The sequence below is a fragment of the Cupriavidus sp. HY129 genome (assembly GCF_059492215.1).
The window spans coordinates 2958963-2973685 of the sequence record NZ_CP083254.1 but is presented as its reverse complement, the minus strand read 5'-3'; the positions used below and the strand labels follow the sequence as shown (position 1 = coordinate 2973685).

Below are 14723 nucleotides of genomic sequence, written 5' to 3'. Positions count from 1 at the left end.
GCGGGGTGCGGTATCATCCCCGGTCGAGTATCCGTCCGGGCATTCCTCGTGCCTTGCCCGGCACTTCTGAAAGTCCAATCCAATGCAGTTGCTGTTCGAAGAAGGCGGCGAAATCCGCGCCGGCACCGTGCTCGCCCAGCAGGGCGAGGCCTACCAGGTCGAGTTGCCTGCGGGCAAGCGCACCAAGGTCAAGGCCAAGGATGTGCTGCTGCAGTTCGCCCAACCGTCGGCAATTGAGATGGTGCGGCAGACCGGCGACATGATCGCCGAGATCGATCTCGACTTCCTCTGGGAATGCGCGCCGGCCGAGGAATTCGGCTTTGCCGAACTGGCCGCCGAATACTATGGCGCCGACGCGGGCCCGGTGCAGCAGGCCGCGCTGGCGATGGCGCTGCATGGCAATCCGATCTATTTCCGCCGCAAGGGACGGGGCCGCTACATGCGCGCGCCGGAAGACCAGCTCAAGGCCGCGCTGGCCGCGGTGGAACGCAAGAAGCAGCAGGCGCTGGTGCAGAGCGAGTACGAGGAGCAGCTCAAGGCGCTGACCCTGCCCGAAGCGTTCCGCGGCAAGGCGCTGCAACTGCTGTTCAAGCCTGACAAGAACAGTCTCGAATACAAGGCCATGGATGCCGCCTGCACCGCGCTCGGCATGACGCCGATGCGGCTGATGGTGGCGGTTGGCGGCGTGGAAAGCCCGCGCGCGCTGCACGAGGCCAAGTTCCTGGCCGATTGTTTCCCGAAGGGCACCGGTTTCCCGGACGTCGATGTCCCAGAGCCGTCCACCGACCTGCCCCTGGCCGATGTGCAGGCGTTCTCGATCGACGACGTTACGACGACCGAGATCGACGATGCGCTGTCCGTGACGCGTCTGGGCGACGGCAAGCTGCGTGTGGGGATCCATATCGCCGCGCCAGGGCTCGGCATCCGCCGCAGCGAGCCGCTCGACGCCATCGCGCGCCATCGACTGTCCACGGTCTACTTCCCCGGCGACAAGATCACGATGCTGCCCGACAGCGTAGTGGACCGCTACACGCTGCAGGAAGGCCGCACTTGCCCGGCGCTGTCGCTTTACGTGACGATCGACCCGAACGGCGTGGATGGCCTGACCATCGTCGGCAGCGAGACGCGCGCCGAGCTGGTGCCGATTGCCGCGAACCTGCGGCACAACCTGCTCGACGATATCGTGACGGAAGCTGCGCTGGCCGCGGGCACGGGCGACTATCCGTTCCGCGATGAACTGACCGAGCTGTACCGGCTGGCCAACCACTTGCACGACGAGCGCCAGCGCGCGCGTCTTGCCAGCGGCCTGCGCCCGGAGGCGCACAACCGCGCCGATTTCAATTTCTACATCGATCCGATCGAGGGTGGCGGCGAGCGTGTGCGTATCGAGCAGCGCCGTCGTGGCTCGCCGCTGGACCAGATCGTGGCCGAGCTGATGATTCTGGCCAACAGCACGTGGGGCAAGCTGCTGGCGGACCACGGCGTGCCGGGCATCTACCGCACGCAGAAGGCGTGGGGGATGCACCGCACGCGGATGCAGACGTACCCCGCGCCGCACGAGGGCCTGGGCGTCGCGCAGTATGCGTGGAGCACGTCGCCGCTGCGCCGCTACGTCGACCTGGTCAATCAATGGCAGATCATGGCCGTGGCCCAGCATGGCGTGACCGCCAAGCTCGTGGCGCCGTTCAAGCCCAAGGACGCCGACCTGCTGGCGGCCGTGGCTGACTTCGAAGGGACCTATGCGGCCTACGCCGACCACCAGTCGACCATGGAGCGTTACTGGTGCCTGCGCTGGCTCAAGCAGGAGAATCGTGACCGGATGATGGCCACGGTGCTCAAGGATGGCGCGGTGCGCTTTACCGACATCCCGCTGGTCACCCGTGTGCCGGAGTTGATGCAGGCGGTGCGTGGTACGCAGGTGCTGCTGGAGATCGCCACGACGGACGAAATCTCGCTCGAGGTGTCGTGCCGGGTGCTGGAAGTCTTTGCCGGCGAGGGCGCGATGCCCGATGAGGATCTCGACACCGACGAGGAGCTGGACGAGGCTTCCGCGGAAGCGGCCGCCGATGCCGCCGCCGAGGAAGCGGCTGAAGACGCTGCGGAAGGCGCGGCGGAAGGGGCCGATGCGGCGCCGGAGGATGCCGATTCCGAGGCTTCTGAGGGCGATCAGGACGACGAGCCGTCTGCGCCACGCGACACTGGCGCCAATCCGGCTGCCTGAGTCTTCGTTGAGTCTTCGGTAAACGGGTCGACTCCCTTACAATCGAAGCCTGTTCCGGCCGCCCCCCGATAGTGGGGTGGCCGGCGTTTCGATCGTTTCTCGCCGCCGTCCGCCCATCCCAATCGTGAACGCCGTCCTTCCTGCTCCCCGTCTCCCGCGCCATCCGCGCGAATGGTGGCAATCCAGCAGCACGCTGACCAAGGCCCTGGCCATCTCCGTGGCCGTGCACGCCCTGTTGCTGATGGTGCGGGTTGCAGCGCCCGAGGTGTTCGAGATCAAGCGTTCCGACCCGCAGCTCGACGTCGTGCTGGTCAATTCGAAATCGGCGGTGAAGCCGCGCAATCCGACCGTGCTGGCGCAGGCCAACCTCGACGGTGGCGGCGAGCACGACGCCCAGCGCGCTACCACGCCGCTGCCCGCGCAGACCGAATCGAAGGAGGGCGACCTCATCAAGATGACGCAGCGGCGCGTCGAGCAACTCGAGGAAGAGCAGCGCCGGCTGATGACGCAATCGCGCGAGGCGGCGCCCGCTGTGCGCAGCCAGCCGGTCAAGCCAGGCGAGCAGCGCTCCGACCAGCCCACGCGCGGCCAGGACGACCGCACGTCAAACGATGAAATGGCCCGGCTCGAAGCCGAGATCGGCCGCAATCTCGAGCACTACGCCAAGCGCCCGAAGCGGATGCAGCTGACCGCGACCAGCGCGCAGGGCGTTGACTACGCACAGTATTACGACCGCCTGCGCCGCAAGATCGAGACGCGGGGTACGAGCGATTTCCCGCAGCGCAACGGCAAGCCGATCTATGGGCAACTGATCCTCGTGATCAACGTGAATCGCCAGGGCAAGCTTGGCTACAACCGCGACGGCTACAACGTCGAGGCCATCGACGTGGCCAAGAGCTCCGGCGACCCGGCGCTCGACCGCCAGGCCGTGGCCATTGTGCGTGCGGCCGCGCCGTTCGGGGCGTTCACGGCGGAGATGCAGGCGAAGCAGGATATCCTCGAAGTCGTTTCCACTTTCAAGTTCACCCGCAGCGGGCTCGATGTCCGCCTGCAAGGCCGCTGATGACCGCAGACCAGAATTCCCAGCCCAACACCGCCGAACGTGCCGATAGCGTCGACCGCTACGTGGTGGTGGGCAATCCGATTTCGCACAGCCGCTCGCCGGCGATCCATGCCGCCTTCGCGCGCCAGACCGGCGAGGCGGTGCAGTATGACCGGCTCGAAGCCCCGCTCGATGCGTTCGCAGATACGATGCGCGAATTCCTGGCCGGCGGAGGCCATGGCTTCAACGTAACCGTGCCGTTCAAGCTCGAAGCGTATGACCTGGCCGATCGCCTCACGCCGCGTGCCGAGGCTGCCGGCGCCGTCAACACGATGTGGATCGAGGACGGACTGATCCATGGCGACAACACCGACGGCATCGGGCTGGTGCGTGACATCCAGGACAACCTTGATGTGCTGCTCGAAGACAAGCGCATTCTGGTGCTTGGCGCCGGTGGCGCCGCGATGGGCGCGATGCTGCCGCTGATCGAATGCCGTCCGGCGCGCATCGTGGTGGCCAACCGGACCGCCTCGCGCGCCAGCGACATGGTCGAGGAATTCGTGGAAGCGGCGGACCAGTACAACGTGGAGCTGTGGGCCGGTGGCCTCGACGCGCTCGATGCGCTGTCCGAGGACGAGCGCTGCGATGTGGTGATCAATGCGTCGTCCAGCAGCCTGCAAGGCGAAGTGCCGCCCGTGCCCGAGCACCTGCTCGGCGAAGGCGTGCTGGTGTACGACATGATGTACGGCGCGCAGCCGACGGTGTTCCTGGCCTACGCGGCCAAATGCGGCGCGCGCACGGCGGATGGGCTCGGCATGCTGGTCGAACAGGCCGCCGAAGCCTTCTACAACTGGCGCGGCGTGCGGCCCAGCACCGCCCCCGTGCTGGCCGAGCTGCGCGCGGCGCTGCAGGCCGAAGCCGCCCGCTAAGGCGGCGTTGACGCAGCGTGGCCCGCGCATCCGCCAGATCGTCACCACGATCGTCGGCAAGTAGCGCCGGCGGGGCGAACCCGTTGCGCTGGCTGGCCTATCTGGCCGGCTGCCTGATCGTTGGCGTGGTGGCGATGCAGGTCTATTTCTTCCTGCAGATCGCTGCCTGGCAGGTCGTCAATCCGTCGTCCACCACGTTCATGCGTGCCGAGCGCTGGCGGCTGTGCGGCTTCAATTTCTGGAGCTGCCCGCTGCAGCGGCAATGGGTGCGCTACGACGATATCTCGCGCAACATCAAGCGCGCCGTGATCGCCAGCGAGGATGCCGACTTCGTCAATCATCCCGGCTACGAACTCGATGCGATGCTCGATGCCTGGGAACGCAACAAGCAGCGTGGGCGCATCGTGCGCGGCGGTTCCACCATCACGCAGCAGCTGGCCAAGAACCTGTTCCTGTCCTCGGAGCAGAACTATCTGCGCAAGGGCCAGGAACTGGCCATCACGTGGATGCTGGAGCTCTGGCTCGACAAGCAGCGCATCTTCGAGATTTACCTGAATTCGGTGGAGTGGGGCGAAGGCGTGTTCGGCGTCGAGGCTGCCGCGCAGCACTACTTCCATACCTCGGCTTCGAAGCTCAGCGTGGGGCAGGCCGCCCGGCTGGCGGCCGCGCTACCGGCGCCCAAGTGCTTCGACAAGAAGCAGTACTGCGCCAACGTGCATGTGAACTTCCGCGTCAAGGCGTCGATCATCGCCAGGCGGATGGGCGCGGCAACGTTGCCGGACTAGGGCGGTTCCCCCCTCTCATGCTTGTGGGAGAGGGGACCAGGAAGACCCTCAGCTCAGCCAGCCCTTCCTGCGGAAGTACACCAGCGGAATCGCCGCGGACACCGCCATCAGCGCGATCGCCCACGGATATCCGGCGGCCCAGTCGAGCTCGGGCATCACCTTGAAGTTCATGCCGTAGATGCTGGCGATCAGCGTGGGCGGCATCAGTGCTACCGACACCACCGAGAACAGCTTGATGATCTTGTTCTGGTTGATGTTGATGAAACCGACCGTGGCATCCATCAGGAAGTTGATCTTGTCGAACAGGAACGCGGTGTGGTTCTCGATCGAGTCGATATCGCGCAGGATCTGGCGCGCTTCGTCCTGCTGTTCGGCCGACAGCAGCTGGCTGCGCATCAGGAAAGACACCGCGCGGCGCGTATCCATGACGTTGCGGCGGATGCGGCCGTTCAAATCTTCCTCGCGCGCGATGGTTTCCAGCACGTCGGCGGCGGCGGCATCGGTCACGTTCTCGGCCAGCACGCGGCGGCTGGCTTCCTCCAGGCGTTCGTAGATCTCCTCGATCGAATCGGCCGAATACTCGGCGTCAGTCGCGTAGAGGTCCATCAGCACGTCCTTGGCGTTGCGCACCGATCCCGGACGCATCCGGGCGCGCAGCCGCACCAGCCGGAACACGGGCAGGTCTTCATCGTGGATGGAAAACAGGACGTCGCGCGTGAGCACAAAGGCCACGCGGACGTTGCGTGAGGCGTCGTCCTCGGCCAGCAGGAAGTCCGTGCGGATGTGGATGTTCTCGTCCTCGCCCTCGAAATATCGTGCCGAGGCTTCCAGGTCGCCCAAGTCCTCGAGTTCGGGCAGGACCACGCCATAGGCTTCCTTGATCCACGCGAGTTCCTCGTCGTCGGGGCTTACCACGTCGATCCAGATGGGCTTGTGCTGCAGCAGCTCGTTGCGCTCGTCGACCTGCTCCTGGGCAAGCCGGCCTTTCTGCAGGACGAACAGATTGATCATCCCTTGGATTCCTTGTTACTTGGCGGCGCCGCCAGGATGCGTCGATGCATCCCGATGGTGCTGCCGATTGCGCTGGGTCTACGTCGGAGACGGGCGCAGGCAAGGCTTACCAGCAATCTGATCATGGCGCGGCCGGGCAAGCGTGATCGCGCTGCGACTCAAGGGCCGCTACGCGATGGCGTTTGCCTGCGATTTGCCTGGATTTGGCTGGCAAGCCGGGGGAGGGAGGATCCGAAACGCGACACGGCAGCCGGTGCGGCGGCCGCTGGGGGAAACGGAAAGACACTCACCCGCAGGTGTCTGCGGGCAAGGACGGCGAAGGGCGGGGACTGTGCCCCACACGGATCGACGTTACGCAGCCCGCAGTGACATGGCATTCGACGGTGTCGCAACTTTGTCGCGGCAACTCGAACACCCGATGCTACTGCCCACGTACTTTCTCCGGGATTCTGATGGCCGCGAGTGTAGCCCAACGCGGGGTGGCTTGTTAAGTGAAATCTCGGCGGCGCGGCTGCTCACAAGCGGGTTCACATGCGTCGGCGCAACAGCGGCGCCAGCATGACCGAGGACAGCGCCGCGAACATCAGCACGATGGCCACGTAGTCCTGCCAGTGCGGCGTTTCGCCAAGAAACCACATCCCGGAGAACACGCCAACCACGGGAATGAACATGATCGACAGGCTCGAGACCACCGGCGGCAGGCTGCGCGCCAGCGCGAACCAGACCAAATGGCAGTACGCGAAGACCACCACCGCGTTGTAGGCGATGGCGCCCCATTCGATCGCGGTCGGCATACGCCAGCCGCTCTCGAACAGCAGCGTGCCCGCGCCGAGGAATGGCAGGGTGATGGCCAGCATCCAGAATGTCATGGCGCCGATCGGCACGTCGGTGTGGGTGCGCTTCATGAGTTGTGTGCCAAAACCCCAGCCGGCAGCGGCTACCAGCATCAGCAGCGTGCCGGCCGGGCTGCCGGTCAGCGCGGCAATCTCGCCCGAAAGCAGCAGGACCGTGCCGGCCAGCGCGCAGCCAATACCGATCCAGGCCGACAAGGCAATACGGTCACGAAAGATCACCAGGCCCCAGACCACGGCCCAGATCGGCATGGTGTAGCCGAGAATCGCCGCACGGCCCGATGACAGCATCTTGACCGCGCAGATGGCGAACAGATGCCAGATCACCATGTTCGGGATCGCCAGCTTCAGTACCGTGCCCCACGCCGCGCGCGGCACGCGCAGGGAGTCGCCCCGGAACGTCAGCGCCAGCCCCAGCGCCACCAGCCCGCCGGCCATGCACAGCAGCCGGAAACCCATGGCGGGAAAGTGCGCCACGCCCAGCTTCATGATCGGCCAGTTGATGCCCCAGGCGAGGGTCAGGATGACGAGGAGGATGAGACCGCGGCGGTCGAGTTTCATGAATCGGGAGACAGGCGGCGTGCGGACGCCCTGCAACCCAGGTGTCGCCGTCGCTCTTTTTAAGCGGAAGCTGCAAACAATATCACGCCAACAGGTAAAATTGCCGCCAACGTCCCATATGCTGCAGTGCGGAACCTGTCCGGGTGCCGTTGCAGCCAACCGGTCGGCACCTGCCCGCGTTATGCTGTGTAGACACTGGTTCACAGCCGGGCCGCCGGCTTCACCCGAATTCCGAGCATCCCATGACTTTTACCGAGCAGCTGTCCGCCGCGTGGCAGCGTAACGATTCCCTGCTGTGCGTCGGGCTTGATCCCGACCCGGCCAAGCTGCCGCTGTCCATGACCGGTACGGGCGGCGCGATTTTCTCGTTCTGCCGCGAAATCGTCGATGCCACGGCCGACCTGGTCTGCGCGTTCAAGCCGCAGATCGCCTATTTCCACTCGCAGCGCGCCGAAGACCAACTCGAACAGCTCGTCGAGTACATCCACGACGCGCACCCCGGCGTCCCCGTGATCCTCGATGCGAAGCGCGGCGATATCGGCTCCACGGCGGAGCACTATGCAGTCGAGGCCTTCGAACGCTACAAGGCCGATGCCGTGACCGTCAGCCCGTACATGGGCTTCGATTCGATGTCGCCGTATCTGGCGTATCCGGGCAAGGGCGTGATCGTGCTGTGCCGCACGTCGAATCCCGGTGGGTCTGACGTGCAGTTCCTGCAGGTCGACGGCAAGCCGCTGTACCAGGTGGTGGCCGAAGCCGCGCGCGAACGCTGGAACACCAACGGGCAGATGGGTCTGGTGGTGGGCGCGACGTTCCCGAACGAGATCGCCAAGGTCCGGCAGATCGTCGGCGACATGCCACTGCTGATTCCGGGCATCGGCGCCCAGGGCGGCGACATCGAGGCCACGGTCAAGGCCGGCCGCACGGCCGACGGCACGGGCATGATGATCAATTCGTCGCGTGCCATCCTGTACGCCAGCCGCGAGAAGGACTTTGCGCTGGCAGCGCGAAACGTGGCGTTGCAGACGCGCGAGACGATCAATCGCTATCGTCACGGCTGATCTGCGTGAAGGGTTCTCCCTTTCCCAGTCGTGGGAGAGGGGAGCAGATTCAGGCTTCGTTGCGAATCAGTTCCAGCAGGCCGCGCATCGCGTGCTCGGCAGCCTGGCGGCGGATCTGGGCGCGGTCACCCTTGAAGCGCTGCGTTTCCGTATGCGTGGTGATGCGGTTGCTCCAGCCGAAGCAGACCATGCCGACCGGTTTCTCGGGGGTGCCGCCGCCCGGGCCGGCTACCCCGGTGATGGCCAGCGATACCTGGGCGCGGCTGTTCAGCAGCGCGCCTTCAGCCATCGCCCGCGCCACTTCCTCGCTGACCGCGCCATGGTCTCGGATCAGTTTGGCCGGCACCCCGACCATCGTCGTCTTGGCTTCGTTCGAATAGGTCACGAAGCCGCGCTCGAACCATCCCGAAGACCCAGAAACATCCGTGATCGCGGCCGCGACTAGCCCGCCGGTGCAGGACTCCGCGGTGGCAAGCATGAGCGAGCTTTCCGATAGTGCGGCGCCGGCCTGGATGGCAAGCTGGTCGAGCAGTCGGCTGACGGACATAACGGCGGTTCCTGAATTTCCCGGGGTGTTTCGGTGTTTCTGCGTGTCAGATCGAACGCCACAAGGCGAACACGAGCAGCGTGTAGAACGCCGCGAAGATGTCATCGAACATTACGCCGAAGGCGCCGGTAAAGCCCGGGCCCTTGAGCGTGCGATCGTAGTAGCGGATCGGTGCCGGCTTGACGATGTCGAAGAACCGGAACCACACGAACGCGGCGAACTGGCCCCAGAAGCCCGTTGGCATCACGAACAGCAGCACCAGCCAAAACGCCACGATCTCGTCCCAGACCATGCTGCCGTGGTCGTACACGCCCATGTCGCGTGCCGTGCGCAGGCAGGCCCAGATGCCGATCACGAAGCCGCCGGCGATGATCCACAGCCAGGTGGTCGGATCGATCCACTTCGAAATCACGATGAACGACAGCCAGCCGAGCAGCGTGCCGACGGTGCCGGGGCTGACCGGCGACAGGCCAGAGCCAAATCCAAGCGCAATCAGGCGGGCCGGGTGGCCCAGCATGAACCGGCCGGTCGGCCGCGTGACCTTGGCGGTCTGGCCGGCTTCCAGCGTGACGGGGTCAACGGGGTCGCTCGGCGCGGCCCCGGGGGGATAGGCGGACATCAAGGATTGGCTCGTCAGTCTTATAGGTTTCGGGGCGCACTTTCAGATATTTCTCCCGCGCGCATGGGGGATCATGACATGGGTTGCGCGCCGCGTGTCAGGGCGCGGCGAAATGATCGAACGAGGCGCCCTTGAACACGTAGGGATTGCCTTCGCGATCCACCAGGCGCAGGCCCGCCTCCGGTGTGATGGATCCGACATGTGTGAGCGGCAGGTGAAGCTGGCGCGCGATGCCGGCAATCGTCTCGCGCGCGCCCACCGGCGCCGTGAAACAGAGTTCGTAGTCGTCGCCACCGGCCAGCACGCATGCGCGTTGGCATTCTTCCGGCTGGGCGCCAAGAATCTCCGAGCGGGGCAACGCATCGACGTCGACAATCGCGCCGACCGATGAGCGTTCGAGGATATGGCCGAGATCACCGATCAGCCCATCCGAAATGTCGAGTGCCGCATGGGCCACGCCACGTAACGCCAGTCCCAGTGCCACGCGGGGCGTCGGCGTTTCCATCCGGGGACGGATCAGCGTGAAGTCGGGCTCGGGCAGCAGCCATTCGCCGCGGCAGTCGCCCAGGGCCAGGCGCGCGTCCCCGAGCGTGCCGGAGATCCAGATATCGTCGCCGGGGCGCGCCGCGTCGCGCCGCAGCGCCTGACGCGGGGGCACGTCGCCGAACACCGTGATCGACAGCGTCAGCGGACCCTTGGTCGTGTCGCCGCCAATCAGTTCGCAGCCGTGGTCGTCGGCCAGCGCCAACATGCCGGCCGCGAATTCGGCAAGCCAGCCGGCATCGGCCTCGGGCAGCGCCAGCGCCAGCGTGAATGCGCGGGGTTCGGCGCCCATTGCCGCCAGATCGGACAGGTTCACGGCCAGGGCCTTGTGGCCCAGCGCGCGCGGTGAAACGTCCGGGAAAAAGTGCCGACCGCTGACCAGCATGTCGGTGCTGATGGCGAGCTGGTGGCCCGGCCGCGCCTCGATCAGCGCGCAGTCATCGCCCACGCCCAGCGCGGCCTTATGGACCGGGCGCGTGAAATAGCGTCGGATCAGGTCAAACTCGGAAAGCGCGGGGGAGGATTGGGGCATGACGGGGCGGGGAACCTGGGAGGAAACATGCCGCGGAAATTCCGCTGGAGACTCGGCTGGTAAAGCCCATCGGCATGGGGCATATTGTACCGAAACGCAAAGGTGCCCCAAGCAAAAGGCTTATTGTGAAATAGTATTTCACAATATAAAATGCACACTTCCAAAAGCGCCTACAGCGGAGACAGCGGGTTCGTGGAGCCGGCCCGCGCTCAATCGCCAGCGTTATTCAGTGCGGCTCCACCGATCGGAAGATGCGCAGATGACAAGCCCTCAGCAGTCCCCGTCCCAAGACGATCTGAAACAGCAGCAGCGTGAGGCGCTGCGCAAGGCCGCGCTCGAGTACCACGAGTTTCCCACCCCCGGAAAGATCTCGGTCACCCCGACCAAGCCGCTGTCGAACCAGCGCGACCTGGCGCTGGCCTATTCGCCGGGTGTGGCGGCAGCGTGTGAGGAAATCGTGGCCAACCAGGCCAATTCGTTCCGCTACACCGCGCGTGGCAACCTTGTGGCCGTGATCACCAACGGCACCGCCGTGCTGGGTCTGGGCGATATCGGCGCGGCCGCGTCGAAGCCGGTGATGGAAGGCAAGGCCGGCCTGTTCAAGAAGTTCGCCGGCATCGATGTGTTCGATATCGAAGTCGACGAGAAAGACCCCGAGAAGCTGGTCGACATCATCGCCTCGCTCGAGCCGACGTTCGGCGGTATCAACCTCGAGGACATCAAGGCGCCGGAGTGCTTCTACGTGGAGCGCAAGCTGCGCGAGCGGATGAAGATCCCCGTCTTCCACGATGACCAGCACGGTACCGCGATCGTCGTGGGCGCCGCCGTGATCAACGGCATGAACGTGGTGGGCAAGGACATCTCGAAGGTGAAGCTGGTGGCCTCGGGCGCCGGCGCCGCCGCGCTGGCCTGCCTGGACCTGCTCGTCGACCTGGGCTTGCCCATCGAGAACATCTGGGTGACGGACCTGGCCGGCGTGGTCTACGAAGGCCGTACCGAACTGATGGACCCGGAAAAAGCGCGCTTCTCGCAGAAGACCGACAAGCGCAAGCTGGCCGAGGTCATCGAAGGCGCCGACATTTTCCTGGGCCTCTCCGCCGCGGGCGTGCTGAAGCCCGAGATGGTGCAGAAGATGGCCGACAAGCCGCTGGTGATGGCGCTGGCCAACCCGAATCCGGAAATCATGCCGGAACTGGTCAAAGAAGTCCGCCCGGACGCCGTGATCGCCACGGGCCGCACCGACTATCCGAACCAGGTCAACAACGTCCTTTGCTTCCCGTTCATCTTCCGTGGCGCGCTCGATTGCGGCGCCACGACGATCACGCGTGAAATGGAAATCGCCGCAGCACACGCGGTGGCGGAGCTCGCGCGCCAGGAGCAGAGCGATATCGTCGCGTCGGCCTATGGCATCCAGGACCTGTCGTTCGGCCCCGAATACCTGATTCCGAAGCCGTTCGATCCGCGCCTGATCGTCAAGATCGCGCCGGCCGTGGCCGAGGCCGCCGCCAAATCGGGCGTGGCGTCGCGCCCGATCGAGGACATGGACGCGTACCGCCTGCAACTGCAGCAGTTCGTGTACCACTCGGGCACGCTGATGAAGCCGATCTATGCGGCCGCCCGCAAGGTGCAGAAGGAGAAGAAGCGCATCGTCTTCGCCGAGGGCGAGGAAGAGCGCGTGCTGCGTGCCGTGCAGGTGATCGTCGACGAGAAGCTGGCCAACCCGATCCTGATCGGCCGCCCGGCCGTGCTGGCTCACCGCATCGAGCGTTTCGGCCTGCGCCTGCGCATGGGCGAGGACTTCACGGTGGTGAACCCCGAGCACGACGAGCGTTTCCGCGAATACTCGGACGCGTACTATCGCATGATGGCGCGTGAAGGCATCACGCCGCAGTACGCCAAGCTGGAAATGCGCCGCCGTACCACGCTGATCGGCGCGATGCTGGTCAAGAAGGGCGAAGCCGACGGCATGATCTGCGGTACGGTCAGCACCACCGCGGCCCACCTGCGCTATATCGATCAGGTCATCGGCGGCACCAATTGCGTGTACGCCGCGATGAACGGCCTGGTTCTGCCGGGCCGCCAGATCTTCCTGGTGGACACGCACGTCAACGTCGATCCCACCGCCGAGCAACTGGCCGAGATCACGATCATGGCCGCGGAGGAGCTCAAGCGTTTCGGTATCGAGCCGAAGGTGGGGCTGCTGTCGCACTCGAACTTCGGTACGTCGGAAGCGCCGTCGGCACGCAAGATGCGCGACACGCTGAAGATCCTGCGCGACCGCGCGCCGGATCTCGAGGTGGATGGCGAAATGCATGGCGACAGCGCGCTCGACGAAAAGCTGCGCGATTCGCTGGTGCCGGACAGCGCGCTCAAGGGCGAAGCCAATCTGCTCGTGTGCCCGAACATTGATGCCGCCAACATCTCGTACAACCTGCTCAAGGTGGCGGCTGGCAACAACGTGGCGATCGGTCCGATCCTGCTGGGCGTGAAGGCGCCGGTCCATATCCTGACGCCTTCGGCAACGGTGCGCCGTATCGTCAACATGACCGCGCTGGTGGTCGTGGACGCGGCCGCCAAGGTCTGAGCGGACGAAGCGTTTCAGCCTTCTTGATGCAGTGCCAAAAAAGCCGGGCTCGCCCGGCTTTTTTCATGCCCGCATGATCTCGCTGCTTGCGAGGTTAGTATGCGCACACATATCGATAACATGTTGAAACAATTGAAGAAAACGGGCGGGCAAAGGCGCAGGGATTGATTAATGATGGACATGCGCGTAACCTTACGCCTTTGAATGCGGGCGTTCGCCTGAAGCGTGCGCCGGGCCTGCGAGGGGTGATTAACAGGTGCCGGAGTGACCCGCAAATAACATTTCGCCAACTTTTCGATAACGTGGGTTCCCGGATTTTGTCGAGTCAGTCGCAGCGGCAGTCACATTGGCAGTCCCTGAGCCTGGCCCGAAGCCTGGGCCGCGTGCTGGCGGGCGCGGCGGTATCCATCGCGCTGACCCTGGCGCCGCAAGGCGCCATGGCCAGGCAGGCGCCCGACGATGTGCAGGGGGTGGTGGGAACCATCGCCGCACAGCAACTGCCCAACGAGGCACGGCAGACGCTGGAGCGTATCGAGGCCGGTGGGCCGTTCCCGTATGACAAGGACGGTTCGCGCTTTGGCAACTACGAGCGCAGCCTGCCGCAGCAATCTCGCGGGTATTACCGCGAGTACACCGTCAAGAACAGCAATAGCCGGAACCGGGGAGCCAAGCGGATCGTTTGCGGTGGTGATCAACGCGCCGCCAACGACTGTTATTACACGGAAGACCACTACAACAGCTTCAAACGGATAACCAAATGATGACTGACATTTTCGGATTGGGCGACGCCCTTGCCGCCCGCGAGGAGCGCGGCGCCGGAGATGGCTGGCAAAGGGCCCACCATCAGGCCCAGAACCTATACGACAATGTGCTGATGATGCCGCGCCAGGATCTGCCGCATCGACTTCCGCCCGCATGCGCGCCCGCCATGGTGGCTTGCGATGACAACGGCACCAATGAGGGAGCCATGAACCTGTTCAAGACGGTGCGTCCAAACATCGTCCAGTCGATCCGCGCGTTCCGCGTGCCGGAGCTGGCCCAGGCAGCCGCCGCACTGAATCAGCACTTCCTCTATGCGAACTGCGCGGATTGCGCCAGCAAGGCCGAGATCCTCGATCGCATTGCCACCGAATTCACCTTCCCGAAGCATTTCGGCAAGAACTTCGATGCATTGTCCGATTGCCTGACGGACATGATTTACAAGGCCGGACCGCAACCGGGCTTTGTGATCGTGCTGGAAGGCCTGCCGATCGCGCAGAAGTTCGACAAGGAAGCGCGCGAGGTACTGCTCGACGTGTTCCGCGATGCCGCCGAGTTCTGGGGCGAGCGCAAGGTGCAGTTCCGGGTGTTCTACTCGTTCGCCTGAACGGATCTGGCGGTGCTCCAGGCGCACGATCGGCGCCGTGTTCCGGTCAAGAAAATGCCCGCTGTCAAAGC

13 protein-coding genes are annotated in these 14723 nt (G+C 64.9%); 8 read left to right on the top strand and 5 right to left on the bottom strand.

Annotated elements, in window-relative coordinates:
- The first annotated feature begins 82 nt into the window (after window positions 1–82).
- The 4 genes from K6G35_RS13635 (at window position 83) to mtgA (ending at window position 4977) form a co-directional block, all read left to right on the top strand.
- A complete protein-coding gene (locus K6G35_RS13635) occupies window positions 83–2221 on the top strand; it encodes a ribonuclease catalytic domain-containing protein (protein WP_495675831.1) in 2139 nt (712 codons plus the stop codon).
- Window positions 2222–2345: 124 nt separating this feature from the next.
- Window positions 2346–3284: an energy transducer TonB family protein gene (locus K6G35_RS13630; protein WP_029307164.1), complete on the top strand. Its 939-nt coding sequence runs from the start codon at window positions 2346–2348 to the stop codon at window positions 3282–3284.
- Window positions 3284–4192 carry a shikimate dehydrogenase gene (aroE, locus tag K6G35_RS13625; protein WP_008645607.1) on the top strand — a complete coding sequence of 303 codons (909 nt, stop codon included), beginning with the start codon at window positions 3284–3286 and terminating at the stop codon, window positions 4190–4192. Before K6G35_RS13630 ends, aroE begins: the two co-directional genes overlap by 1 nt.
- A gap of 83 nt (window positions 4193–4275) precedes the next feature.
- Complete coding sequence (gene mtgA, locus K6G35_RS13620) at window positions 4276–4977, top strand: monofunctional biosynthetic peptidoglycan transglycosylase (RefSeq protein ID WP_495676353.1); 702 nt, start codon at window positions 4276–4278, stop codon at window positions 4975–4977.
- A gap of 48 nt (window positions 4978–5025) precedes the next feature.
- Here mtgA and corA read toward each other — a convergent pair whose 3' ends face one another.
- Together corA and K6G35_RS13610 are read right to left on the bottom strand one after the other, a co-directional pair.
- Window positions 5026–5988, bottom strand: a complete 963-nt coding sequence (corA, locus tag K6G35_RS13615; RefSeq protein WP_008645609.1) for a magnesium/cobalt transporter CorA — start codon at window positions 5986–5988, stop codon at window positions 5026–5028.
- 527 nt (window positions 5989–6515) lie between these two features.
- Window positions 6516–7400 carry a DMT family transporter gene (locus K6G35_RS13610; protein ID WP_035884280.1) on the bottom strand — a complete coding sequence of 295 codons (885 nt, stop codon included), beginning with the start codon at window positions 7398–7400 and terminating at the stop codon, window positions 6516–6518.
- A gap of 242 nt (window positions 7401–7642) precedes the next feature.
- Between K6G35_RS13610 and pyrF the strand changes: the two genes are divergently transcribed.
- Window positions 7643–8461, top strand: coding sequence for an orotidine-5'-phosphate decarboxylase (gene pyrF, locus K6G35_RS13605; RefSeq protein WP_008645611.1), 819 nt, complete (start codon window positions 7643–7645; stop codon window positions 8459–8461).
- A gap of 49 nt (window positions 8462–8510) precedes the next feature.
- On the opposite strand, the gene K6G35_RS13600 is transcribed toward pyrF, so the two are convergent.
- The 3 genes from K6G35_RS13600 to thiL all read right to left on the bottom strand — a co-directional run bounded on the left by K6G35_RS13600 (window position 8511) and on the right by thiL (window position 10702).
- Window positions 8511–9008, bottom strand: coding sequence for a CinA family protein (locus K6G35_RS13600; protein ID WP_011517552.1), 498 nt, complete (start codon window positions 9006–9008; stop codon window positions 8511–8513).
- Window positions 9009–9054: 46 nt separating this feature from the next.
- On the bottom strand, window positions 9055–9627 hold the full coding sequence (locus K6G35_RS13595; protein WP_011517551.1) for a phosphatidylglycerophosphatase A family protein: 573 nt from the start codon (window positions 9625–9627) through the stop codon (window positions 9055–9057).
- A gap of 97 nt (window positions 9628–9724) precedes the next feature.
- Window positions 9725–10702, bottom strand: a complete 978-nt coding sequence (thiL, locus tag K6G35_RS13590) for a thiamine-phosphate kinase (protein ID WP_186424745.1) — start codon at window positions 10700–10702, stop codon at window positions 9725–9727.
- Between the two features lie 259 nt (window positions 10703–10961).
- On the opposite strand from thiL, the gene K6G35_RS13585 reads away from it, so the two are divergent.
- The 3 genes from K6G35_RS13585 to K6G35_RS13575 all read left to right on the top strand — a co-directional run bounded on the left by K6G35_RS13585 (window position 10962) and on the right by K6G35_RS13575 (window position 14652).
- Window positions 10962–13286, top strand: a complete 2325-nt coding sequence (locus tag K6G35_RS13585; RefSeq protein WP_008645615.1) for an NADP-dependent malic enzyme — start codon at window positions 10962–10964, stop codon at window positions 13284–13286.
- 383 nt (window positions 13287–13669) lie between these two features.
- Window positions 13670–14047 (top strand): guanyl-specific ribonuclease, encoded by a 378-nt coding sequence (locus tag K6G35_RS13580; RefSeq protein WP_008645616.1) that lies wholly within the window; start codon window positions 13670–13672, stop codon window positions 14045–14047.
- Window positions 14044–14652 (top strand): barstar family protein, encoded by a 609-nt coding sequence (locus tag K6G35_RS13575; protein WP_008645617.1) that lies wholly within the window; start codon window positions 14044–14046, stop codon window positions 14650–14652. Before K6G35_RS13580 ends, K6G35_RS13575 begins: the two co-directional genes overlap by 4 nt.
- Window positions 14653–14723: the final 71 nt, after the last annotated feature.